Annotated in this window: 19 protein-coding genes; 10 read left to right on the top strand and 9 right to left on the bottom strand. The window is 65.1% G+C overall.

The features are described 5' to 3' along the window. Window positions 1-40: 40 nt before the first annotated feature. Together LQV39_RS18250 and LQV39_RS18245 are read right to left on the bottom strand one after the other, a co-directional pair. Window positions 41-352, bottom strand: a complete 312-nt coding sequence (locus tag LQV39_RS18250; RefSeq protein ID WP_230027565.1) for a chaperone modulator CbpM — start codon at window positions 350-352, stop codon at window positions 41-43. Between the two features lie 3 nt (window positions 353-355). Then, window positions 356-1,282: a DnaJ C-terminal domain-containing protein gene (locus LQV39_RS18245; protein ID WP_230027564.1), complete on the bottom strand. Its 927-nt coding sequence runs from the start codon at window positions 1,280-1,282 to the stop codon at window positions 356-358. Window positions 1,283-1,507: 225 nt separating this feature from the next. Between LQV39_RS18245 and LQV39_RS18240 the strand changes: the two genes are divergently transcribed. From LQV39_RS18240 to LQV39_RS18225, 4 genes are all read left to right on the top strand, one after another. After that, on the top strand, window positions 1,508-2,407 hold the full coding sequence (locus LQV39_RS18240) for a c-type cytochrome (protein WP_230027563.1): 900 nt from the start codon (window positions 1,508-1,510) through the stop codon (window positions 2,405-2,407). A gap of 40 nt (window positions 2,408-2,447) precedes the next feature. Next, complete coding sequence (locus LQV39_RS18235; protein ID WP_230027562.1) at window positions 2,448-3,854, top strand: MATE family efflux transporter; 1,407 nt, start codon at window positions 2,448-2,450, stop codon at window positions 3,852-3,854. Window positions 3,855-3,933: 79 nt separating this feature from the next. Beyond that, entirely contained in the window at window positions 3,934-4,185 is a 252-nt protein-coding gene (locus LQV39_RS18230; protein WP_230027561.1) for a hypothetical protein, read from the top strand. Between the two features lie 104 nt (window positions 4,186-4,289). Then, a complete protein-coding gene (locus LQV39_RS18225) occupies window positions 4,290-6,500 on the top strand; it encodes a S9 family peptidase (protein WP_230027560.1) in 2,211 nt (736 codons plus the stop codon). Between the two features lie 142 nt (window positions 6,501-6,642). Here LQV39_RS18225 and LQV39_RS18220 read toward each other — a convergent pair whose 3' ends face one another. Beyond that, on the bottom strand, window positions 6,643-6,822 hold the full coding sequence (locus tag LQV39_RS18220) for a CsbD family protein (protein ID WP_230027559.1): 180 nt from the start codon (window positions 6,820-6,822) through the stop codon (window positions 6,643-6,645). A 121-nt stretch (window positions 6,823-6,943) separates the two neighbouring features. On the opposite strand from LQV39_RS18220, the gene LQV39_RS18215 reads away from it, so the two are divergent. Together LQV39_RS18215 and LQV39_RS18210 are read left to right on the top strand one after the other, a co-directional pair. Continuing rightward, the gene (locus LQV39_RS18215; protein WP_230027558.1) at window positions 6,944-8,023 is read left to right on the top strand and encodes an AI-2E family transporter; all 1,080 of its coding nucleotides are present in this window, start codon (window positions 6,944-6,946) and stop codon (window positions 8,021-8,023) included. Between the two features lie 45 nt (window positions 8,024-8,068). Next, complete coding sequence (locus LQV39_RS18210) at window positions 8,069-8,539, top strand: hypothetical protein (protein ID WP_230027557.1); 471 nt, start codon at window positions 8,069-8,071, stop codon at window positions 8,537-8,539. Here LQV39_RS18210 and LQV39_RS18205 read toward each other — a convergent pair. The 5 genes from LQV39_RS18205 to LQV39_RS18185 form a co-directional block, all read right to left on the bottom strand. Then, on the bottom strand, window positions 8,536-9,075 hold the full coding sequence (locus LQV39_RS18205; RefSeq protein ID WP_230027556.1) for a DUF2939 domain-containing protein: 540 nt from the start codon (window positions 9,073-9,075) through the stop codon (window positions 8,536-8,538). The genes LQV39_RS18210 and LQV39_RS18205 overlap by 4 nt on opposite strands. Window positions 9,076-9,146: 71 nt before the next feature. Beyond that, a complete protein-coding gene (locus LQV39_RS18200; protein ID WP_047825672.1) occupies window positions 9,147-9,326 on the bottom strand; it encodes a CsbD family protein in 180 nt (59 codons plus the stop codon). 199 nt (window positions 9,327-9,525) lie between these two features. After that, the gene (locus tag LQV39_RS18195; RefSeq protein WP_230027658.1) at window positions 9,526-10,152 is read right to left on the bottom strand and encodes a bifunctional 2-polyprenyl-6-hydroxyphenol methylase/3-demethylubiquinol 3-O-methyltransferase UbiG; all 627 of its coding nucleotides are present in this window, start codon (window positions 10,150-10,152) and stop codon (window positions 9,526-9,528) included. A 138-nt stretch (window positions 10,153-10,290) separates the two neighbouring features. After that, window positions 10,291-12,351: a M13 family metallopeptidase gene (locus LQV39_RS18190; protein WP_230027555.1), complete on the bottom strand. Its 2,061-nt coding sequence runs from the start codon at window positions 12,349-12,351 to the stop codon at window positions 10,291-10,293. Window positions 12,352-12,398: 47 nt separating this feature from the next. Beyond that, window positions 12,399-15,014 carry a M1 family metallopeptidase gene (locus tag LQV39_RS18185; protein WP_230027554.1) on the bottom strand — a complete coding sequence of 872 codons (2,616 nt, stop codon included), beginning with the start codon at window positions 15,012-15,014 and terminating at the stop codon, window positions 12,399-12,401. Between the two features lie 439 nt (window positions 15,015-15,453). On the opposite strand from LQV39_RS18185, the gene LQV39_RS18180 reads away from it, so the two are divergent. From LQV39_RS18180 to LQV39_RS18165, 4 genes are all read left to right on the top strand, one after another. Continuing rightward, the gene (locus LQV39_RS18180; RefSeq protein ID WP_230027553.1) at window positions 15,454-15,735 is read left to right on the top strand and encodes a flagellar protein FliT; all 282 of its coding nucleotides are present in this window, start codon (window positions 15,454-15,456) and stop codon (window positions 15,733-15,735) included. Between the two features lie 278 nt (window positions 15,736-16,013). Then, window positions 16,014-17,234 carry a glycoside hydrolase family 88 protein gene (locus LQV39_RS18175; protein WP_230027552.1) on the top strand — a complete coding sequence of 407 codons (1,221 nt, stop codon included), beginning with the start codon at window positions 16,014-16,016 and terminating at the stop codon, window positions 17,232-17,234. A 20-nt stretch (window positions 17,235-17,254) separates the two neighbouring features. Continuing rightward, window positions 17,255-19,780 carry a TonB-dependent receptor gene (locus tag LQV39_RS18170; protein WP_230027551.1) on the top strand — a complete coding sequence of 842 codons (2,526 nt, stop codon included), beginning with the start codon at window positions 17,255-17,257 and terminating at the stop codon, window positions 19,778-19,780. A gap of 89 nt (window positions 19,781-19,869) precedes the next feature. Further along, window positions 19,870-21,741, top strand: a complete 1,872-nt coding sequence (locus LQV39_RS18165) for a glycoside hydrolase family 2 protein (RefSeq protein ID WP_230027550.1) — start codon at window positions 19,870-19,872, stop codon at window positions 21,739-21,741. On the opposite strand, the gene LQV39_RS18160 is transcribed toward LQV39_RS18165, so the two are convergent. Beyond that, window positions 21,729-23,189, bottom strand: a complete 1,461-nt coding sequence (locus LQV39_RS18160; RefSeq protein WP_230027549.1) for a PLP-dependent aminotransferase family protein — start codon at window positions 23,187-23,189, stop codon at window positions 21,729-21,731. The two genes, LQV39_RS18165 and LQV39_RS18160, sit on opposite strands and share 13 nt — an antisense overlap. Window positions 23,190-23,230 lie beyond the last annotated feature (41 nt).

Genomic DNA, 23,230 nt, shown 5'->3' with positions numbered 1-23,230 from the left:
TTTGCCCGCTACAGGGCGGCGCGCGCGTGCCTGCGGGCAGCTATTCGATGCCCAGCGCGTGCAGGCGCGCGCGCAGGCGGCGCACCTCGTCGCCGAGGTCGACCACCAGCGCGGCCACGTCCTCGTTGGCGTCGAAGTCGCGCTCCACGCGCAGCAGGCTGCGGGCGCGCAGCAGGTCGCCGCTGCGGAAGCGCCAGGACGTCACCTGCACCGCCGGCTGGCCGCCGAGGATGCCCGCCTGCACCCGCCGCACCACCCAATCCTGTTCCACGCCGCAGGCGCGCGCCAGTTCCTCGAGGGTCAGCGCGGCGTCATCCAGCAGCACGCCGCTCACGATCGTCATCTCTTGCATCGTTCAGGCTCCTATGCGTTCGCGTGGGTTGAAGGCGAGATCGCGCGCCATCTGCTCATAGAGTTCGCGCGCCCGCTCGCTGGTGGCCGGCGGCAGCACCACGTCCAGGATCAGGTAGAGGTCGCCGGGCTGCGAGGACGGAATCCCCCTGCCCTTCAGGCGCAGCTTGCGGCCGCTCTGCGAGCCTGGCGGCACCGTCACCTCGACCGCCCCGGACGGCGTCGGCACCGAAATGCTGGCGCCCAGCGCCGCTTCCCACGGCGCCACCGGCACGTTCTGGTAGACGCTGGCGCCCTCGACGCGGAAGCGCGCATCCGGGTTGAACTGGATCTCCAGGTACAGGTCCCCCGCCCCGGCGCCGCCCATGCCCGGATGGCCCTGGCCCGCCAGGCGCAGCTGCTGGCCCGGCGTGACGCCCTTCGGGATGTTTACGCTCAGCGTCTTTTCCTGCTGCCCCGCGCGCAGGCTGATGGTACGCGTAGCGCCCTGGTAGGCGTCGCGCAGGTCGATGGAGATTGCCGCGTGGATGTCCTCACCGCGCATCTGGAAGGCGCCGCCGCCCATGCCGCCCATGCCGCCGGCACGCTGGCCGCGGCCACGACCCATGTGGGCGAACAGGTCCGCGAAGATGTCTTCGGCGCTGCCGCCACCGCCGCCGCCGAAATCGTACTGCTGGCCCCAGTCGGGCGGCGGCTGGAAGTCCTGGCCGTGACGCCGTCCCTGGCCGAGTCCGTCGTAGGCGGCGCGTTTCTCGGCGTCGCCCAGCACGTCGTAGGCCTCGTTGAGTTCCTTGGTCTTCTCGGTCGCGTCCTTGTGCTTGCTGACGTCCGGGTGGTATTGCCGGACCAGCTTGCGGTAGGCCTTCTTGATGTCGTCGGCGGACGCGGTCCGTTCGACACCGAGGATCTGGTAGTAGTCCTTGTATTCCACGAGCGTAGCTCCCGATGAGGGGTGGGATGAATACTCCCTTATGTGTGGACAGAAGTTGATAGTTCAACTACCCATGCACAACGCGTACAAATCCTGATCCCGCACATCCCCGACCTCATCGTTTTGCCCAGAATGGATAAGGCATGGGTCCCGACATCCGACCAGCTAGGCATAACTGCTGAGCAATGCTAAATTGGCAATGGGATGTCTTTACGGGAGACGATAATGAACAAATGGGTCAAACGGACCAGCATCGCGCTCGGCGCACTGGCATTGTGCGGTGTCGCGGCGGCCGTACTCGGCAAGTCGATCGGTGAAAAGAAAATGGTGCGCACCGTCGCCATCCAGGTGCCGGCGCTCGCTGTTGCGCCCGATACAGGCCGCGTCGAGCATGGCCGCTACCTGTACAGCACGCGCGGCTGCGCGGAGTGCCACGGTGCCGACGGCGCCGGCAAGACCGTCATCCAGGATGGCGGCATGCTGGTCATCGCGCCCAACATCACAGCCGGCCCCAGGGGCACGACGGCCAATTACCAGGTCATCGACTGGGTGCGCACCATCCGCCACGGCATCAAGCCCGACGGCCGGCCGGTCATGGTCATGCCCAGCGAAGACTACGCCCGCCTCACCGACGAGGACACCGCGGCCCTGATCGCCTACGTACAGCAGTTGCCGCCGGTGGCCGGCAAGCAGGCCGTGGTCGAGCTGCCGGCGCCGGTCAAGGCCATGTACGCCTTCGGCCTCATCAAAGACGCCTCCGAGAAGATCGACCACACGCTGGCGCCGGCCCGCCCGGTGGTCGCCGCCGTCACCGTCGAACATGGCGCCTACATGGCCAATGCCTGCATCGGCTGCCACGGCGCCACCCTGAGCGGCGGCAGGATCCCTGGCAGCCCACCTGCCTGGCCCGCCGCCGCCAACCTCACGCCGGGCAAGGGCAGCGCGATGGCGCGCTATCCGACGCCGGACGCCTTTATCGCCATGCTGCGCTCCGGGCATCGGCCCGACGGCAAGCCGATCGCCGTCATGCCTTTTGCCTCCCTGAAGCAGATCAACGATACCGATGCGCGCGCCCTGTACGCCTTCCTGAAAACGGTGCCGGCAAAGGAGACGGGACTGCGTTGAGTCCGGGTAAAATGGCGGGTTCCCATCCGGTACCCGCGCCATGACTTCGACTATTACCGCCACGCATTCAGCTCCTCCCATCCGCACCGAGATCGCGACCCTGTGGCGCCTGTCCTGGCCGATGCTGGTGGGCCAGCTCGCCACCGTCGGCATGGGCGTGGCGGACGTGGCGATGACCGGCCACGTCAGCGCCGCCGAGCTGGCCGCCGTGTCGCTCGGGACCTCGGTCTGGTCCATCATCCTCGTCACCGTGATGGGCATCATGATGGCGGTGAATTCGGTGGTCGCGCACGAGATGGGCGCCGGCCGCTTCGACAAGATCTCGCACTCGGTGCGCGAATCGCTGTGGATGGGCGCGCTCGTCGGCGTTGCCGGCTGCATCGCCGCCAACCTGTGCGCGCTGCTGTTCGACCACATCGGCCTCGAGCAGGCCGTGGCCGACCGCGCCAAGGCCTTCCTGCACATCATCAGCCTCGGCATGCCGGCCTTCGCCTGCTACCGCGCGCTGTACGGCTACACCACCAGCATCAACCAGACCAAGCCGATCATGGTCATCGCCATCCTCGGCCTGCTGTACAACATCGTCGTCAACTCTCTGTTCATCTTCGGCAGCTTCGGCTTTCCCAGGCTGGGCGCGCTGGGCTGCGCGGTGTCGACCGCCACCGGCCTGTGGCTGATGCTGGCGGCGATGGTCGGCTGGATCAAGGTGTCGAGCGTCTATCGCACGACTTATCCGTTCACGCGCTGGGAAGGCCCGAACTGGAACGAGATCGGCAGCATGCTGCGCCTCGGCCTGCCGATCGGCGTGACCCACTTTGCCGAGGTCAGCGCCTTCGGCGTGGTCAGCCTGCTGGTGGCGCGCTTCGGCGTGGTGCAGGTGTCGGCCCACCAGGTGGCGCTGAATTTCATCTCGCTGGTGTTCATGGTGCCGCTGAGCTTTTCGATCGGCGCGCTGACCCGTGTCGGCCAATCGATGGGCGAAGGCAATGCCGTCAAGGCGCGCTCCGTGGCCTGGATCGGTACCGGCATGTGCGTGTCCTTCGGCGCCCTGTCGGCGCTGGGCATCGCCCTGTTCCGCTGGCAGATCGCCGCCATGTACAGCTCGGATCCGGCGGTGCAATCCACCTGCGCGACCCTGCTGCTGCTGGCCGCCATCTTCCAGCTGTCCGATTCGACCCAGGTCGCAGCCGCCTCCGCAATCCGCGGCTACAAGGTCACGCGCTCGCCGATGGTGATCCAGATGATCGCGTTCTGGGGCGTGGCCCTGCCGGTCGGCTGGATCCTGGGCTGGGCCCCGGCCTGGTTCCCGTGGGGCCCGAGCGCGCCGATGCAGGCGACCGGCTTCTGGATCGGGCTGATTCTCGGGCTGACCGTGGCGGCGGTGCTGCTGGCGTGGTCGTTGAATAATCTGTCGAAGCAGCGCGTGCACGAAGCGGCGGCGCGCTGAATCCCATCCATTTGATGCACCGCGCATAGTCGGGTAAATACAGGCGTTATCCTCGGCTTTTCAAGCAAGGAGAACCTCGATGTTACCAATTCTGGCTGCGATCCTGACCGGCTATGCCCTGGGCGTCCTCATTCCGCGCTCGGCCCTGCCTTACCTGCTCTGCCTGCCTGCAAGCCCCATCGTCCAGCTCCTCATGAACCTCCTGTTCAGGGGCATGCAGATGCCCGACATCGGCGTGCTGGCGGTCGCTTCCCTCCTGAAGGTGCCTGTGCTCATGCTCGGCGTGCTGCTCGCCCGGAGAAATGCCGCCCGTAATACATTCTCCAGCTGAGCATCCGGTCAGCCAATGCGCGCAGTAATTACAGCTTTTCGCTCCTGACTCTGGTATCGTCTCGCCCGTTGCACATAATTAATCTTTCCCCGCGAGACAATCCCATGCGCCTCATCCTTGCCCTTGTTGCCGCCCTGGCGGCCGTTCCCGCATCCGCGGAACGCCTGACCCTGGACCGCATCTACGCCGACCCGGCGTTGTCCGGCCCCGGCGTTCGTAACGTGCGCGTGTCGCCCGACGGCGAACGCGTCACCTTCCTGCGCGGCCGCGCCGACAACCAGTTCCAGCTGGACCTGTGGGAATACAACATGAAGGACAAGACCATGCACCGCCTGGTCGACTCCAAGAAGCTGGTCCCCACCGAAAACCTGTCGCTGGAAGAAAAAGCGCGCCGCGAACGCGCGCGTACCGCCAGCCTGTCGGGCATCATCAGCTATAGCTGGGCGCCGAGCGGCAAGCAGATCCTGGTGCCGATCGCCGGCGACCTGTACCTGGTAGATGTGAATAATCCGGACAACGCGCGCAAGGTTGCCTCGGGCAACGTGGGCGATCCGAAGATCTCGCCGAAGGGCCGCTACGTCTCCTTCGTGCGCGACCAGAACCTGGTCGTGATCGATCTGTCGACCGGCAAGGAACGCCAGCTGACCACCGATGGCAAGGGCACCATCCACAACGGCGAAGCCGAATTCGTCGCACAGGAAGAAATGGGCCAGCGCACCGGTTACTACTGGGCGCCGGACGATTCCGCCATCGCCTACAAGCGCTATGACGAAGCCCCGGTGCCGGTTGCGCGCCGCTTCGAGATCTTTGCCGACCGCACCGAAGTCATCGACCAGCGCTACCCGGCCGCCGGCGATCCGAACGTGCTGGTCGACCTGATGATCGTCGACCCGGCCTCGGGCGCGCAGAAGAAGGTCGATCTCGGCGCCGAGAAAGACATCTACCTGGTGCGCGCCGACTGGAGCGCGGACGGCAAGACCCTGGTCTACCAGCGCCAGTCGCGCGACCAGAAGCGCCTCGACCTGATCGCCGTCGACGCCGCCAGCCTGGCCCAGCGCCCCCTGCTGACCGAAACCTCGAAGACCTGGGTCAGCATCCACGACGACCTGAAATTCCTGAAGAACCGTCCGGCCTTCATCTGGGCCTCGGAACGCACCGGCCGCAACCACCTCTACCTGTTCGACCTGAACGGTAAAGAGCTCTACCCGCTCACCAAGGGCGACTGGGGCGTCGACGAAATCCTGGCCGTCGACGAAGACGCAGGCAAGGTCTACATCGGCTCGAACAAGGATGCCGTCATCGACAAGCAGACCTACGCGCTGAACCTGGACGGCAGCAATGCCGACAAGCCGGTGCGCATCACCAAGACCGACGGCATGCACAGCTCTGCATTCGCGCGCAACGGCAAGATCTTCGTGGACACCTTCTCCGATCCGAAGACCCCGCCGCAAGTGTCGATCCGCAATGCCGACGGCTCCATGGTCGAGTGGCTCGAGCATAACGAGCTGAACAAGGACCACCCGTACGCCAAGTACATGGCCAACCACCTGCCGACCGAATTCGGCAACATCAAGGCGCACGACGGCCAGACCCTGTACTACTCGATGATCAAGCCGGCCAACTTCAACCCGGCCAAGCGCTATCCGGTGTTCCTGTTCGTCTACGGCGGCCCGCACTCGCAGCAGGTCACCCGCGGCTGGGGCAGCCTGTTCAAGCAGTACATGGCGCAGCAGGGCTTCGTCGTGTTCACGCTGGATAACCGCGGCTCCTCGCGCCGCGAGCGCGCCTTCACCGACGTCATCTACGGCGAACTGGGCAAGCACGAAGTCGAAGACCAGCTGACCGGCGTCGACTGGCTGGCCAAGCAGAAGTTCGTCGATCCGAAGCGCGTCGGCGTGTTCGGCTGGAGCTACGGCGGCTACATGACCCTGCGCCTGCTGGAAGCGGGTTCGGACAAGATCGCGATGGGCGTGTCGGTGGCGCCGGTGACCGACTGGTCGCTGTACGACACCCACTACACCGAGCAGTTCGTCGGCGCGACGCCGAAGTCGAATCCGGAAGCCTACAAGCAGAGCGGCGTGTTCGCCCACCTGGACGGTTTGAAGTCGCCGCTGCTGCTGGTGCACGGCATGGCCGACGACAACGTGCTGTTCACCAACTCGACCCGTCTGATCGACGCGCTGGTGAACCGCAACGTGCGCTTCGAACTGATGACCTATCCGGGCGCCAAGCACGGCATTTCTTCGCGTGCCGGCCAGCGTCACGTGTATGGGATGATCGAGGCGTTCTTCAAGAAGAACCTGGAACCGAAGTAATGTAGGGTGGGGTAAATCAGTCCGGGGGACTGATTTACGAGCCCACCGCCGTTAACGCAAAACAGCCGCTTCGAGCGGCTGTTTGCATTGGTGGGCTCGGAGAGCCCACCCTACGCCCCCGTGACGGGGCCGATTCGACAGATTACTTGGTAGCGTCGTGCAGCTTCTCCTGCGCATCGCCCAGCTTCTCCTGGGTCTTGCCTTCGACCTGGTTCTTCAGGCCTTTCACTTGCTGCTCGTCGCTGCCGACCAGCTTGCCGGCTTCTTCCTGGATTTTGCCGCCGATGTCCTGCAGTTTGCCTTCGACCTGGTTCGAGTTCATGGTGCTCTCCTTTCGTTAATCAGTGACTCAATGATAAGAAAGCTTGACTGACGGCTCCGTTAGCGCACGCACATAGCTCAGCCGCGCGACGGTCAATACGGTCCGCTGATAGCATTTTGTCATGAGCGAACAAACCCCTGCACCCGAACAACGCGGCCTGATGCGCCGCTCCGCCCTCGTCGACGGCATCGCGGCGCTGTTCCTGGCCCTGCTCGCCGGCATCTGGTTCGCGGCCGACGCCCTGCTGCTGGTATTCGCCTGCGTCCTGTTCGCCATCCTGCTGTTCGAGCTCAGCGCCATCCTTAGCCGCCGCTTCCACATCAACCGCAAGCTGAGCCTGGCCATCGTCGTGGGGACGCTGCTGCTCGTCATCGGCCTGGGCGGCTGGGCGATGGCGCCGCAGATTTCGGAACAGGCCAACCAGCTGGCAAAGACGATCCCCACCTCGATCCAGCGCCTGCAGCAGATGGTCGAGCAGCATTCCCTGCTGAAGCGCCTCGCCAGCGAACTGCCGCAACCCAAGCGGCTCATGCAATACCTTGGGCAAATGGTGCCGAACGCGGGCCTGTTCTTCGGCGGCGTGCTGGGCGCGATCGGCAACGTCGCCATCATCCTGTTTGTCGGGATTTATTTCGCGGTGTCGCCGGGCGTCTACCGGCGCGGCTTCATCCGCCTGGTGCCGCCACGCAAGCGCGAGCGCGCCGGCGAGGTCATCGAGGAGATCGGCGGCACCTTGGCGCGCTGGCTGCTCGGCACCTCGTGCTCGATGCTGATCGCCGGCATCGCGACCTCGGTCGGGCTGAGCCTGCTGGGCGTGCCGCTGGCGCTCATCCTCGGCATCATCGCCGGCCTGCTCGACTTCATTCCCTACCTCGGTCCCATCATGGCGGGCGTGCCGGCGGTGCTGATCGCCCTGTCCGTCGACCCGCAACTCGCCCTGTACACGATGATGCTGTTCGGCGGCATCCAGCTGGTGCAGGGCTATATCGTGCAGCCGCTGATCGATTCCTGGGCGGTGGAGATTGCGCCGGCCCTGATCATCGTGATGCAGCTGATTTTCGGCACCATCTTCGGCTTTGCCGGGATCGCGCTGGCGACGCCGATGACGGCCACGCTGATGGTGCTGGTGAAGATGCTGTATGTGGAGGACATCCTCGGCGACCGGCCTGAAGAGCAAGGCGGCGCGCCGCCCAGCGGATAAAGGCTAGCATGGTCCTACCCAACACATGCAAAGGACCACACGACGATGAACACGCCCGCCCTGCTCCCTTCCGCCCTGATCGGCGCCGTCGCCAGCGCGCGCTCGATGACGCCCATGGCCACCATCGCCACGGCGCGCCTTGCCGACCGCGATACGCCGGGCGAACTCGCCCTGCTGAACCGCCCCTTGTTCAAATACGGCGCCCTCGCCATGGGCGTTGGAGAACTGTTCGGCGACAAAATGAAGACGGCGCCCGACCGCACCGTCTTCCTGGGCCTGCTGGCGCGCGTGATGAGCGCTGGGATCGCCGGTGCCGCGCTGGCGCCGAAGGGGCAGGAAAAGGCCGGGGCGGCGGTCGCGGTGGCCACCGCCGTACCGCTCGCCTACCTGACGCTGGCCGCCCGCAAGCAGGCCATGGCGAAGATGGGCCAGACGCGCAGCGGATTGATCGAAGATGCGCTGATCGTTGCCGCGGGCGCCGCGATCGTGGCGCTGGCGACGCGGCCGGAATCTTAGTCCGGCAACCGGATATCGGTCAGCTTCCAGTCGGCGAAACCCTGGCGCTGCATGACCAGCGCCATCGTGTCTTTCTTGTCGCTTTCGCCTTCCCTTTCGCCATGGAAGAGGATGGTATTGAAGCCTCGGCGTTCGGTACGCCAGACGGTTTTATGACTCTCGCCGGTGTCCTGCCTGCCTTCCGGGCCTCCATCACGCTCGATCTTGAACTTCCCTTCGCGCATCGCAAACATGATCGTTTCCGGGCGCACGGCCGTGTCGATCAGTTTGTCGACCAGCACGCCTGCCAGCATGCTGCCGAAATTAGTGCCGGCATCGGTCGAGTCTTGATGCATGCGCGCCGAGAACTGGCTTTTCAAACTCTCGCGCACCTTCGGAAAATCGACGCGCTCGTTGAAACGCCGGGCATCGGCAGCCACCGCGGCATCGCGCAGCTCGCGCATTGCCAGGTAAGGCGACCAGTACCAGTAGGCCGCCACGCCGGCAGCACAAAGGATCGCAAGTATCGAGAGAATCCGCTTCTGTAATGTGTTCATGATCGGGATTCTAAATGGAAACAGCCGCCCGGAGGCGGCTGTTTGGGAGGTACACGCTTAGGCAATGCAGATCAGCGGTTACCCTTGCCGACGATATCTTTAGCGTCGCCGACCTTTTCCTGCACCTTGCCTTCGACCTGTTTGTTCAGGCCTTTGGCTTGCTGCTCGCTGCTGCCAACGGCTTTGCCGACACCTTCTTGAATCTTGCCGCCAATGTCTTTGGCCTTGCCTTTGATCTGGTCCTCATTCATATGGACACCTCCTTTCGGTTGGTTAACGAACCCTCGACCCGCTGCGCATCCCATCCGGTGGACCGCCGAGATTGGTGGCGGTGTCGAGATCCCGTTCATACCGTTCGGCTGTCGAGCGGTATGGGTTCATCTTGGGCCCATTGCCGCCCGCACTCTGTTCGCCGGTTAACGTAGTGGAATCAATTTTGTTAGGTGAAACTTAAAGGGGCTTACGCCACACCGAGGCCAGCCATGGCTGCTGGTCGCGCGGCAGCCCGGCTGGACGGTAGTAGTGATGAATGGGGTCGAAACCGGCCTCGGTCACGAAGGCTTCCCAGGCGTGATAATCGTGGAAGCTGCCCCAGCGCGGGCCGTTCCAGCCCTCTTCGTTGTTGCCGCGCGGGTTGGAGCTGAACAGCACGCCGCCCGGCTTCAGGGCAGCGAACAGTTCCATTAACACCTTCGGCAGGAGGCTGCGCGGGACGTGAAACAGCGAGGCATTGGCGTAGATGCCGTCGAAGAGTTCGTCCGGCAGATCGAGATCGAGGAAATTCTGCAGCCAGACTTCGCAGCCGCTGTATTGCGCCGCCATCTCCACGAAGCGCGCGCTGCCGTCCAGGCCGATGGCGCGGTGGCCCATGCTGCGGAAGGTCTTGAGGTCGCGCCCCGGGCCGCAGCCGAGGTCGAGGATGGTGTAAGGTGGCTCGGCCTCGATCGCATCGAGCAGGGCCGCGATGTTCTGGCTGACGTCGTGATCGATGGTGCCGGCGAAGAAGCGCGGCGCGCTGAGCTCGTAGTGATGCAGGGTGCGCTCGGCAATTTCCCGGTAGTCGTCGTCCTGGGCCATGTTCGGATGCGTGCGCACGATGCGCCGCCTGAGGTCGAGATAATGCTGCTTCATGGATCACCTGCGATGAGAACACCAGGCCATTGATTCTAGGCCCGGCATCCCCGCCGCAGGCGTCCGTTACCTTCTACAAACTTTTTACCAGACGCGCACGCGGTCTTCCGGCGCCAGGTAGAGCTTCTGGCCCGGCTGCACGTCGAAGGCCTTGTACCAGGCATCCAGGTTGCGCACGGTGGCCGCGCGGTACTGGCCCGGCGCGTGGCCGTCGGTCAGGATGCCGCGGCGCTCGGCGGCTTCGCGCGCCTTGGTGCGCCAGCTGTGCGCAAAGCCGAGGAAGAACTGGCGGTCGCCCTCCACCGTGGCCTTGGCACCGGCGGCGGTCTTGTAGGCGTCGTAGGATGCGGCCAGGCCGGCCAGGTCGGCCAGGTTTTCCGACAGGGTCAGCTGGCCGTTGATGGCCAGGTCCGGGAAAGGCTTGTAGCCGTTGTACTGCTCCACCAGCTTGCCGGATGCGGTCTTGAAGTGTTCCGCATCCTGCTTGGTCCACCAGTCGCGCAGGCGGCCCTGGGCGTCGAACTGCGCGCCCTGGTCGTCGAAGCTGTGGCTGATCTCGTGGCCGATGACGGAGCCGATCGCGCCGTAGTTGGTGGCGTCGGACGCCTTCGGATCGAAGAACGGCGGCTGCAGGATCGCGGCCGGGAAGTTCAGCGCGTTCTGCAGCGGCAGGTTGACGGCATTGACCAGTTGCGGCGGCATCGACCATTCGGTGCGGTCCGGCTTGCGGTGCAGCTTGGCGATCTCCTGCGCGGTGTGGAATTCGTCGGCGCGCACGGCGTTGCCGAAGGCATCGTCGGCCACGACCTTCAGGCCTTCATACGACTTCCACTTGTCCGGGTAGCCCACGCCCACGTACAGGGTCTTCAGCTTTTCCTTGGCCTGGGCGCGGGTGGCCGGGGCCATCCAGTCCAGCTTGTCGACGCGCTTGCCGAAGGCGTCGACGATATTGCTCACCATCTGCTGCAGGCGCGCCTTGTTCTCGGCCGGGAAGTACTTGGCCACGTAGATCTTGCCGACCGCCTCGTCCATCGCCTCGTTGGTGGCGCCCAGCGCGCGCTTCCAGCGGACCGACTGCTGCGGCGTGCCGCTCAGCGACTTGCCGTAGAAATCGAAGCGCTGGTCGGCGAAGGCCTTCGGCAGCACGTTGGCCATCTGGTTGACGCGGTGGAAGGCCAGGTAGTCCTTCCAGGTGGCCAGGTCGACCTTGTTCACCAGCGCGGCTTCGCCGACCACCGCCGACGGGTGCCACACGATGAACTTCTGCTGGTCGCCCAGCTTGGCGGCCTTGAAGAAGGCGTTCCAGTCCATGCCCGGGGCCTTGGACGTGAAGTCTTTCACGGTCCAGGTATTGTCCGCCTTCAGCACATCGGCCGAATCGGCACGGGTGCCGTGCGCATTGGCGATGTCGACTTCGAGCGCAAACACCTTGGCGGCGCGTGCTTCGGCGTCGCTGTAGCCGGCCATTTTGAGCATCGCCGCGATGTGCTGCTGGTACTTGGTGCGCAGCCCGGCCATGCGCTCGCTGTTGTCCAGGTAGTAGGCGCGGTCCGGCATGCCCAGGCCGCCCTGCAGGATGTAGGGCATATGGCGGCTGGTGTCGTGCAGGCCTTGCGCGACCCACAGGCCGAACACGTTCTCGGTGAAGAAGTCGGTGTTGTTCAGCGGGTCGACGTCGGCGCGGATCGATTCGCCCAGCGCGCGCGTGAGGCCGGCCTTGTCCTTGATCGCGTCGATCTTCGCCAGCATCGGCTTCAGCGGCGCCACGCCCTTGCCTTCGATGGCGGATTCGTTCATGTAGGCGCGGAAGTAGTCCGACACCTTGCGCGCCTCCCCGCTCAGTTTCTTGTCGTTGGCGAGGTCTTCGATCATCTTGACGATGCGCTGGTTGGTTTCTTCTGCCAGCGCGCCCATCGAACTCCAGGAGCTGCGGTCGGCCGGGATCTCGGTTTTCGCGAGCCAGTCGCCGTTGGCGTAGGCGAAGAAGTCGTCGCCAGGCTTCACCGCGGCGTTCGCCTGCGTGGCTTCAGCCTTCGGCGCGCCGGCCTGTGCCTGCCCGGCAGCCTGGCCCGGCATCGAAACGACGGCTGCGCCGCACAGGGCCAGCACGATGGCCGTCTTTACTGGAGTCCAACTCGTCTTCATGTATTTCCCTTCCTGGTGAGTGATCGTCTTATTGTAGTACCTGGCATTCATTTCAGCGCCTCGCGCACTTGCGGCAGCAGGCGCGCCTTCTGGGCCGCGCGCACGCGCACGCCGCTGGCGACCCGCTGCGCTTCGACCTGCGCATCGGCTTCGAAGTTCTGGCGAACGAAGTCTTCCATGCGCTGGGCGTCCCGGGCGCTCGACGAGGCGGCGACGATGCCCGGGAAGGCGCGGTTGCGGCCGACCGAATCCTGGGACTTCATCAGCTGCTCGCGGTTGGCGACGGCGAAGTTCCAGGCCTGCTCCAGATGGGAGCGGCCCACGCCCTGCACGATGCCGGCCACCTGGGTCGGCGGCGTGTTCGGCGACAGCGCCATCTGCAGCACCTTGTCCGCCAGCGCCGGATCCTGCACCTGGATCAGCGCGCCCAGCAGGCGCGAGCGCTCTTCGTTGTTCTGGGTCTGCTGCATGCGCTGGGCGATGGCATCGAAGGTCGCCTGGTCGGCGTAGCGGCCGGCGGCCGAGGTCACGAAGCCGATCATCGCCGGGCTGACCGAAGATGGATCTTCCAGCCAGCGCTTGAAGCGGCTGCGCGCCTGCGCGATCGCTTCCTCGTCGCCGCTTCTCGCCAGGGCGCCGGCCAGCAGCGCGCGCAGCTGGGCGTCTTCGACGGTCTCGCCGGGCTTCTCTTCCCAGCCCAGCTTGAGCAGCCTGGGCTTGGCGAAGCCGGCGATGAAGCGGCGGACCAATGGACGCTCCGGCTCGCCGCGCGCCAGGCTATCCAGGAAGTTGAGGTTGCCAATGATGGATTCCCACACTGCCAGGCGCGGCTCGTCGCCCAGCTGCGCGGCCAGCTTCAGCCAGGCGTCGAGCGGGACCAGACCGGCCGTGACCTGGGTCCAGGTATCGTTCAGCAGCTTGAGGCGGGTGGCGTCCGGCAGGCGCGCGGCCTGGCCGGCCAGGGCGTCGAAGGTGGCGCGGTCGTACTGGATGCGGAAGTAGCCGACGCTGTGCGGATCGACCACCAGCGCGCCTTCGCAGCCGGGCAGCATCACGCTGGCGCTGGCGCCAGCGAGCAGGGTCGTCGTCGTCTTGCCGTTGACGGTGCCGACCTGCAGCGGCACGCTCCACAGGCGATTATCCGTGGCCGGCTCGTCCAGGCGGAACTGCTGCTGGCTGAGGGTCACCTTGCGCTTGCCGTCCTCGCAGGCCTGCTCCACCTTGATGAGCGGGAAGCCCGGCTGGGTGGTCCAGTCCGAGGCCAGCTTGCCGACCGGCTTGCCCGAGGCACGTTCGAGCGCCGTCCACAAGTCGGCGGAGGTCGTGTTCGAGTACTGGTGCTTCTGCATATAGGCGCGGATGCCCTTGCGGAAGGCGTCTTCGCCCAGGTAGGCTTCCAGCATGCGCAGGAAGGCCTGGCCCTTTTCGTAGGTGATGTCGTCGAAGGCGTCGGCGGCCTGCGCCTCGGTCTCGACCGGGGTCTGGATCGGGTGGGTGGTCTTGCGGGCGTCCAGGTTCATCACGCGCTCGCGGTCACCGATGTTGGCCAGGTAGGGCCGCCACTCCGGGTGGAAGTGCTCGGTCGCCTTGGAGGCCATCCAGGACGCGAAGCCTTCGTTCAGCCACAGGTTGTCCCACCAGGCCATGGTCACCAGGTTGCCGAACCACTGGTGCGCCATCTCGTGGGCGTTGACGGAAAAGGTCAGCTGCTTGATGTGTTCCGGGCTGGTCTTCGGGTCGTAGAGCAGGGTGTTTTCGTTGTAGACGATGCCGCCCCAGTTCTCCATCGCGCCGTTGAAGCCGTTCGGGATCGCGATTTGATCCAGCTTCGCCAGCGGATAAGGCACGCCGAAGTAGTTGTTATAGAAGTGCAGCAGGTCGCGGCTGGCGCTCAGGGCAAAGGCGCCCTTCTCCTTCTTGCCCTCGGTGGTGACGACGCCGATCTCGACCCCGTCCTGCTTCGTGCTGATGCGTTCGAACTCGCCGGCGGCCAGCACCACCAGGTAGCTCGGCATCTTCGGGGTCGGCTTGAAGCTGATGCGCTGCTTGCCGCCGGCAATGCCCGTCTGCCTGTCGACCGGGGTGTTGGAGTAGGCCTTGAGGCCGGCCGGCAGGTCGACCGACAGGCGGAATCTGGCGCGGAAGGCCGGCTCGTCCCAGGTCGGCAGCATGCGGCGCGCATCGGTCGGCTCCATCGTGGTGGCGATCAGCTTCTTGTCCGCCTTCCCGGCCTGGTAGTTGACGTAGAACAGACCGCGCCCTTCGCGGTTGATCTTGCCGCGGAAGGCCAGTTCCAGGCGGTAGCGGCCCGGCGCCAGCGGCTGCGGCAGGGTGAAGCTCAGGGTTTCCTGCTTCTCGTCCAGCACCGGCGTCAGTTTGAGCTCTTTCAAGCCCTTGCCGGAAAGCGCGGCGCTGTCGACCTCCAGCGCGGCGGCGTTCAGCATGATGGTCGAGGTGGCTTTAAGCACTTCGATCTCGACCGTTTCCGTGCCGCTGAAGGTATTGGCGGCAATGTCCGGCGCCAGGTGAGCCCGGTATTCGACCGGGATGACGTCCTTGGGCAGCTTGCCCGGCGTCTTATCAAAAGAATATGGTGCCTCGGCATGGGCGCCAAAGGCGGCAAGGGCGAGCGCGGTAGCGCCGATCGCCTGGAACTGTCTCATGGACATTCTCCCTTTCTCTCTCATCTTGTTTTTCGTCGGCGCTGCTTAGAGCGCCTAACAAAACCTTCAGGGCAAGGCGCAGCGTCGAAGACAGTACGCTAGTACGGCGAGACGCTGCAACGCCGCCATGGAGGTTTTGTTAGGCGCTCTATGGCGCACCGATCCAGCTTGCACTATAAGCAAGCCAAATAGCAAGGATGACAGCTTTGCGACAGACTGCAGAAAGCCGGGCTGGATTGCACAAACCCGGGAGCAGGACGCTTTATGTCCATCTCTTCCTTGCGCTGGATCAACTCAGAAACGTGCAAAATCTCAATACTCGAGTTTGCGAAAATTTTTTAAAAAAAATCTTTCGAAAACCCTAAAGTTCCAAAAATCGGGGCCGTTAACGACCCTAGATACCCGGCAATCCGGCCGGAAAACTTGCTCCTGGTGCATCATGACGTCCAACGAAGTCCTCGCCATGTACGAAAACATCGCCGCCCTCAGCGGCCGCATGGCAGTTGCTGCCCAGGATGGCGACTTCGATGGTCTGGCACGGCTGGAAACCCAGGTGTCCGTGCAGGTGAGCGCCACCAAATCGGGCGTGCCGCCGCTGGAAGGTACCCAGCGCCTGCGCAAGATCGACCTGCTCAAGCAGATCATGGCCAATGACCGCGCCGTGCGCGACGTGACCGAGCCGTGGCATGCACAGATCGAGCGTGCGATGAGCGCCCACTAAGCGTTCTCCTCTCTTCCAATCAACCCCTGCGACTCGCGTCCCAGGGGTTTTTTGTTACTTTTCTCCCCTCTCCCATTTTGCTGCACAACAGCAAGCAAAACGTTTTCTCTCATCCCGCCTGATTTCACCGAAACAGGAAATACATTTTCGAATCCCCCTATGAAACTGGCCCGACCAATTCAAAAAGAATCAAGTTAATCGTTTTCCTAAAGTTGTTGACATGGCCAATTCTTGTGATTACGATTCTCACAATAATTACAGGCACAAGGAGACGAACCATGTTGCACGCAAGCCGCCGGGCCCTCAGCCGCGCTGCGAAAACGTTTGCCTGCGGGCTCGCCCTTGCCGCCGCCGGCAGCCAGGCGCTGGCCGCCGAGCCCATCGGCGATCTGATCAAGCGGGATTTCCAGGCTGCGGCCGCCCAGTACCGCACCCTCTTGTCCGAAGCCCAGGCCAAGCCGGGCTTCCCGCGCACCGTCGACGGCGCCGCCCTGGTAACGGTCGGGCCGAAGGACTGGACTTCCGGTTTCTTTCCCGGCTCGCTGTGGTATTTGTTCGAAGCCACCGGCGACCAGACCTGGAAAACGGCGGCCATCGGCTACACCGCTGACACGGCCCCGGCCAAGTTCGACAAGAGCCAGCACGACCTCGGCTTCATGCTGGGTGCAAGCTACGGCAACGGCTACCGCCTGACCAGGGACCCGGCCTACCGCGACGCCCTGCTGGCCGGCGCCACCACCCTGATCACCCGCTACAACCCGAAAGTGGGCGCCATCCAGTCCTGGGACCTTTGGAAGGACAGTACCTGGAAATTCCCGGTCATCGTCGACAACATGATGAACCTGGAACTCCTCATGTGGGCAGCCAGGGCCGCGAACGAGCCGCGCTACCGCGAGATCGCCATCGCCCACGCCGACACCACCCTGCGCAACCACTTCCGCCCGGATGCCTCCAGCTACCACCTGGTCGACTACGACCCCTCGAGCGGCGCCGTGCGCGGCAAACAGACGGTGCAGGGCTTCGCCAACGAATCATCGTGGGCGCGCGGCCAGGCCTGGGGCCTGTACGGCTACACCATGATGTACCGCGAAACGAAAAAGCCCGAGTACCTGGCCCAGGCGCGCCGCATCGCCGACTTCTTCATGAACCACCCGCGCCTGCCGGCAGACGCCATCCCTTACTGGGACTTCGACGATACCGCCATCCCGAACGCCCCGCGCGATGCCTCGGCCGCCGCCATCACCAGCTCGGCGCTGCTGGAACTGGCCGGCTTCGTCGACGCCCCGCATGCCGCGCGCTACCGCGCCTTCGCCGAGCGCCAGCTGCGCAGCCTGTCGTCGGGCGACTACCTGGCTGCCCCTGGCACCAACCACGGATTCCTGCTCAAGCATGCGACCGGCCACAAGCCGGCCGGCAAGGAGATCGACGTGCCGCTGAATTACGCGGACTACTACTTCCTGGAAGCTTTACTGCGCCTGCGCGCGATGCAATCTCAATAAAAAATCAAAAGGAGACAACCATGCAGAACCAAGCAAGCGGGCGCACCCACATCGCGCTCAAGCCCCTGTCCGCCGTCGTCGCACTGGCCATCGCCCAGTGGACGCTGCCGGTATGGGCACAGGACGCGCAGGATGCGCAACCGGACCCGAACAAGATCCAGTCGGTGGTCGTCACCGCCAACAAGCGCGTCGAGCGCCTGGAAAACGTGCCGATGGCGATTTCCGTCATCTCCGAGCAGGAGATCCAGGCGAACAACATCCGCGAAATCGAGGACGTGATCGCCCTCACCCCTTCGCTGACCCAGGCTTCCGGTACCACGGCCGCGAACAACGCGCTGTTCATGCGCGGCATCGGCACCGTCTCGGTGGGCATCGGCGTCGAGTCCGACGTCGCCGTCATCATCGACGATATCCCGATCGCCGTGCAGTTCCAGGCCTTCCGCGACCTGGCCGACGTGTCCCGCATCGAAGTCCTGAAAGGCCCGCAGAGCACCCTGTTCGGCAAATCGGCGGTGGCCGGCGCCATCAACATCGTGACCAAGCCGGTGAATGGCCCGATGACCTACCGCGGCAGCTATTACCGTACCGACGACGGCGAATGGCGCGTGGCCGCATCGGCCGGCGGCCGCCTGTCGGATACCTTCGCGATGCGCCTGGCCGCCAACAAGAACGAGATGCCGGGTAACTTCACCAATCTCACCACCGGCGAAAAGGTCAACGGCTCCTCGGGCAACACCTTCATGGGCAAGCTGACCTGGACCCCGATCCGCGACCTCGACATCGACATCCTCCCGCACTACAACAAGCAGCAGAACAGCCGCGGCGTGACCGCCGTGAACGGCTTCTACCGCACCACCGGCTCGGCCGCCGCCGGCAACCTGGTGCGCACCGACGCCGACCTGGCCACCGCCTACATGAACGGCAACCCGCAGCTGCCGGCGTCAACCACGCTGGCCGGCATCAACCCCTACGACAAGAACAACCGCTACGTGCGGCGCGACTTCCCGACCGGGATCAATTCGAAGACCGCCGGCACCGGCCTGAAATTCTCGTACCGCTTGCCGAGCGATGCGACGCTGATGTCGATCTCTTCGTACGAGCACTACACCGCCAACGACTACCGCGACCAGGACTTCGTCGACGTCCCGACCATCGCCCGCCCCGGCGAGACCACCTTCAGCGTCGGTAACAACCAGTTCGGCACCTACGAGATCAATTCGAAGACCCAGGAGCTGCGCCTGGTCTCGCCGGACGCCAGCAAGTTCCGCTATGTGGCCGGCCTGTGGTGGGCCAAGAACACGATCGACCGCCACTTCATCCGCGGCTTCTGCGTGGCGCCGAGCACCTGCACGGCCAGCTCGCCGTCCAGCCCGACCAACTACTACACCGACATCTACAACATCAACAAGGCGGTGTTCGGCCAGGTGACCTGGGACTTCCTGCCCACCTGGACCCTGGTCGCCGGCGCCCGCCACAACATCGAGGAATCGGGCTACAACTACATCCGCAACTTCTACACCGACCAGCTGGACCGCGCGACCTTCAAGCCCGGCCCGGTGGGCATCGACCAGTTCTCCAGCAGCGGCAACATGGACGTGGCCAACACCGGCAAGCTGAGCGTGCAGAAGCAGGTCACGCCGGACCTGATGGTCTACGCGATGACCGCCACCGGCCACAAGGGAAAGGCCTACGACGTGACCAGCGGCCTGAAGGCCTCGGCGGCCTTCCCTGTCGATCCGGAAACCAGCCGCACCTATGAACTCGGCGCCAAGGCCAACCTGTTCCACGGCCGCATGGCGGTGGCCGCCGTGGCTTACAAAACCGACTTCAAGGGCTACCAGCAGAACACCTCCTTCGTGCTGCCGAACGACCCGACCATCTACACCCAGCTGAACTCGATCCCGAAAGTGCGCACCAAGGGCTTCGAACTGGACACCAGCTTCATCGTCACCACCGGCCTGACGGTCAAGGCCTCGGTGGCCTACACCCGTCCGACCATCGTCGACTGGAAGAACGGCCCCTGCTACCAGGACAACACCAACCCGGCGATCGGCACCACCGGCCTCGGCGAAGGCGGTTCGCTGGGCGGCTGGAACCGCAGCTGCTTCGCGATCGTTCCCGGCTCGAAGACCGGCGTGCAGGACCTGTCGGGCGGCATCTTCCCGGGCACCCCGAAGATCAAGGTCAACATCGGCAGCAACTACGACTGGAAGTTCGCCAGCCTGCCCTTCTCGGCCTTCGTCAACGGCAACGTGCGCTACCAGAGCGACTACCAGACCAACATCAACAACGACCCGCGCTCGGTCAACAACGCCTACACGATCGCCGACCTCGGTTTCGGCATCCGCGACAACCACGACCGCTACCGCCTGAGCTTCCGCGTGAATAACCTGTTCGACCGCTTCTACATCGGCAACGCGAACGCCAGCGGGCCATCCTACCGCGCCGGCCCGACCGCGAGCTCGCCGGCCATCACGGTCAACAGCTGGGTGCCGCCGCGCGATGTCTTCCGCTACTTCAGCGTGAAGCTGGATGTGAAGTTCTGAGCCTGCGCATCAGGCTATATTGATCATCGTTGAGCCTTGCATGCCGTCCGGTTTTACGCCGGACGGCATTGTCGTTACATGGAGGCCGAATGAAGCTTTTATTTGCCATGATGCTGGCCGCCTGTGCGGCCCTTGCCCACGCGGCCGACCCGGTGGATGTCCAGCTGGCCGGCACGCCGGTCACCAGGCGCGCCGACAGCCTGGCGGCGCCGCTGCAGAACATCTACGGCCGCAGCCACCTCAGCCTGAACGGCCGCTGGAGCTACATCATCGATCCCTACGAGACCGGCTACTACGATTACCGGCACGTGCCCTTCGATGCCTCCAGCAGCGGCAAGGGCGGCTTCTATGACGACCGCAAGCCGAAGGACAAGGGCGACTGGGTCGAATACGATTTCGACCGCGCGCCGACCATGAAGATCCCCGGCGACTGGAACTCGCAGGCCGAGAAGCTGCAGCTGTACGAGGGCACGCTGTGGCTGCGCCAGGTCTTCGAGGCGCAGCCGGTGCAGGGCAAGCGCTACATGCTCTACTTTGGCGCGGTGAACTACGAAGCGCACGTCTACCTGAACGGCAAGAAGCTCGGCATGCACCGCGGCGGCTTCACGCCCTTCCAGTTCGACGTCACCGATCAACTGGTCAAGGGCCGCAACGTCGTGGTGGTCAAGGCCGACAACACGCGCCACCAGGACGCCATCCCGACCCTGAACACGGACTGGTGGAACTACGGCGGCATCACCCGCGACGTGCTGCTGGCCGAAGTGCCGGCCACGCACATCGCCGACTACAAGCTGCAGCTGGCGAAGGGCGACGCCCACCGCATCGAGGGCTACGTGCAGATGGCCGGGGCATCGGGGCCACAGAAGGTGACGGTGTCGATTCCTGAAGCCCGCATCCAGGCCAGCGTGCAGACCGATGCGCAGGGCCGCGCCCTGGTCAGCATTCCCGTGAACAAACTGGACCTTTGGTCGCCCGAGCATCCGAAGCTGTATGCGGTGACGCTCAGCGGCGCCGGCGACAAGGTCGACGACCGCATCGGCTTCCGCACCATCGAAACGCGCGGCGAGGACATTCTCCTGAATGGCAAGCGTGTGTTCCTGCGCGGGATTTCGCTGCACGACGAAAACCCGCTGATCCCGGGCCGCCTGCGCGGCAGCGGCGACATGCGCATGCTGCTGCAGTGGGCCAGGGAGATGAACTGCAATTACGTGCGCCTGGCCCACTACCCGCACAGCGAAGAGATGATCCGCCTGGCCGACGAGATGGGCCTGATGGTCTGGGCCGAGGTGCCGGTCTACTGGACCATCTCCTGGGACAAGCCGGAGACCTGGGCCAACGCCCAGGCCCAACTGACGGACCTGATCGTGCGCGACAAGAACCGCGCCAGCGTGGTCGTGTGGTCGATCGGGAACGAGACGCCGATTTCCGCGCCGCGCAATGCGTTCATGGGCGGGCTGGCCAGGACGGCGCGCGCGCTCGACGACACCCGCCTGGTCGCGGCGGCGCTGGAAATCCACCGCAAGGGCAAGACGATCACGATCGAGGATCCCTTATCAAGCCTCCTCGACCTGGCCAGCTTCAACGAGTACGCCGGCTGGTACTGGGCCAGCAATGCGGAGATGCTGGACTTTAAGTTCGACATCCGCCTGAACAAGCCGGTGGTGGTCACGGAATTCGGCGCCGACGCGCTGGGCGGCTACCACGCGGATGCCGACACGCGCTGGAGCGAGGAGTACCAGGATGCGCTCTACCGCAACCAGTTCCGGATGCTGGACGGGATCCCGGGCCTGCGCGGAATGACGCCGTGGGTGCTGGTCGATTTTCGCTCACCGCGCCGCACCCATCCCTACTTCCAGGACTTCTGGAACCGCAAGGGCCTGATTTCGGACGACGGCAAGAAGAAGCAGGCTTACTTCACCCTGAAGCGCTATTACGAGGACAAGCAGCGTCAGTACGAATGAGGCCGGGCGACCTCCGCCAGCCTTTTGACCGCATCGCCGATATCCGTGGCCGGCACCTGGCTGTAGCCCAGCAGCAGGCCGTTCCACGCGGTCTTGCGCAAGCCGGTTTCGTGCCGCGTCATGCAGTGCGCGGCGATGCCGGCGGCGAGTGCGGCGTCGCTGATCCGGTCGTCGCGCCAGCCTGGATCGGCAAAGCGCAGCGACAGGTGCATGCCGGTGCCGGCGCCATGGACCAGCGCCGTGTCGCCAAAATGTTGGTGCAGTGCCTCGAGCAAGGCGTCGCGCCGCTCGCGGTACAGGCGCCGCATGCGCCGCAGGTGCTGTACGAACTGCCCGCTGTTCAAAAATGCCGCCAGCGCCCGCTGCTCCGGCACGCGCCCGTGCATGGGCAGGCGCGCCAGCGCTGGACGCGCGGCCTCGGCCAGCCCCGCCGGCAGCACCATGAAGCCGGTGCGCATGGCCGGGAACATGGTCTTGCTGAAGGTGCCCAGATAAATCACCGGCGCGGACGGCGCCAGGCCCTGCATCGCCGGCAGCGGCGGGCCGTCGTGCCGGAACTCGCTGTCGTAATCGTCTTCGATGATCAGCGCACCGGCGCGGCCCGCGTTTTCCAGCAGCTCGAGGCGGCGCCGCATGTCCAGCACGCCGCCGCTCGGATACTGGTGCGAGGGGCTGGCATAGATCAGGCGCGGCGGCGTGCGGCGCCAGTCCTCGTCTGCCGGGGCGATGCCCTCCTCATCCACCGGGATGCCGACCGTGCGCAACTGGCCGCCGCGGAAGGCCGACAGCGCGCCCAGATAGCCGGGGCTCTCGATCCAGGCCGTGTCGCCGGCGTCGGCGAACAGCTGGACGCACAGCTCCAGGCTGGCCTGGGTGCCGTTGGTGACCACCACCTGCGCCGGGTCGCAGCGCACGCCGCGCGCGGCCTGCAGGTAATCCGCGATCGTCTTGCGCAGGACCGGCAGGCCGGTCGGGTCGCAGTAATCGAACTCGAAGGGCCCGGTCTCGCGCCAGGCCCGGTCCAGCAGGCGGCGCCAGGCCGCCATGGGAAAGGCGTCGAGCGCGGGAACGCCGAGCGCGAAGGCGCCGCTCAGGAAGCCGGGCGTGGCCATGCCGGCCAGCGCCTGCGCCCGCCGCGACAGGGTCGAGGGCGCGGGCGCCGCGCTGTCGCCTGCGGGCGCGGCGGTCGCCACCTGCGCCACCGCCGTGCCGCGCCGGGAGGTGAGCAGGAGCCCTTCCGCCATCAGCTGTTCGTAGGCATACAGGACCGTGTTGCGCGCAATGCCCAGCTCGCGCGCCAGCGTCCGCGTCGACAGCAGGCGGTGCCCGGCAGCCAGGCGCCCGCCGAGTATGGCCGCGCGCAGGCAGGCGTGCACCGTGCGCTGGCGCGGCCAGCCGCTCACATCGTGGTGGCGCTCGAAGTCCGCGAGCAGGAGTCCATAGTCCATCTGTAGTCCCATCAAACAGGCGCCGGGTGGCCCTTACATGG

The sequence above is a fragment of the Massilia sp. Bi118 genome, assembly GCF_918697865.1.
In the GTDB taxonomy this organism is placed as follows: Bacteria; Pseudomonadota; Gammaproteobacteria; order Burkholderiales; family Burkholderiaceae_D; genus Telluria.
Note: the sequence above shows the minus strand (reverse complement) of the source record. Positions and strands in the feature narration are given on the sequence as shown.

Coding starts and splice junctions, on each gene's coding strand:
- LQV39_RS18250 (WP_230027565.1), bottom strand. CDS start 352: ATGCAAGAGATGACGATCGTGAGCGGCGTGCTGCTGGATGACGCCGCG.
- LQV39_RS18240 (WP_230027563.1), top strand. CDS start 1,508: ATGAACAAATGGGTCAAACGGACCAGCATCGCGCTCGGCGCACTGGCA.
- LQV39_RS18235 (WP_230027562.1), top strand. CDS start 2,448: ATGACTTCGACTATTACCGCCACGCATTCAGCTCCTCCCATCCGCACC.
- LQV39_RS18230 (WP_230027561.1), top strand. CDS start 3,934: ATGTTACCAATTCTGGCTGCGATCCTGACCGGCTATGCCCTGGGCGTC.
- LQV39_RS18225 (WP_230027560.1), top strand. CDS start 4,290: ATGCGCCTCATCCTTGCCCTTGTTGCCGCCCTGGCGGCCGTTCCCGCA.
- LQV39_RS18220 (WP_230027559.1), bottom strand. CDS start 6,822: ATGAACTCGAACCAGGTCGAAGGCAAACTGCAGGACATCGGCGGCAAA.
- LQV39_RS18215 (WP_230027558.1), top strand. CDS start 6,944: ATGAGCGAACAAACCCCTGCACCCGAACAACGCGGCCTGATGCGCCGC.
- LQV39_RS18210 (WP_230027557.1), top strand. CDS start 8,069: ATGAACACGCCCGCCCTGCTCCCTTCCGCCCTGATCGGCGCCGTCGCC.
- LQV39_RS18205 (WP_230027556.1), bottom strand. CDS start 9,075: ATGAACACATTACAGAAGCGGATTCTCTCGATACTTGCGATCCTTTGT.
- LQV39_RS18200 (WP_047825672.1), bottom strand. CDS start 9,326: ATGAATGAGGACCAGATCAAAGGCAAGGCCAAAGACATTGGCGGCAAG.
- LQV39_RS18195 (WP_230027658.1), bottom strand. CDS start 10,152: ATGGCCCAGGACGACGACTACCGGGAAATTGCCGAGCGCACCCTGCAT.
- LQV39_RS18190 (WP_230027555.1), bottom strand. CDS start 12,351: ATGAAGACGAGTTGGACTCCAGTAAAGACGGCCATCGTGCTGGCCCTG.
- LQV39_RS18185 (WP_230027554.1), bottom strand. CDS start 15,014: ATGAGACAGTTCCAGGCGATCGGCGCTACCGCGCTCGCCCTTGCCGCC.
- LQV39_RS18180 (WP_230027553.1), top strand. CDS start 15,454: ATGACGTCCAACGAAGTCCTCGCCATGTACGAAAACATCGCCGCCCTC.
- LQV39_RS18175 (WP_230027552.1), top strand. CDS start 16,014: ATGTTGCACGCAAGCCGCCGGGCCCTCAGCCGCGCTGCGAAAACGTTT.
- LQV39_RS18170 (WP_230027551.1), top strand. CDS start 17,255: ATGCAGAACCAAGCAAGCGGGCGCACCCACATCGCGCTCAAGCCCCTG.
- LQV39_RS18165 (WP_230027550.1), top strand. CDS start 19,870: ATGAAGCTTTTATTTGCCATGATGCTGGCCGCCTGTGCGGCCCTTGCC.
- LQV39_RS18160 (WP_230027549.1), bottom strand. CDS start 23,189: ATGGACTATGGACTCCTGCTCGCGGACTTCGAGCGCCACCACGATGTG.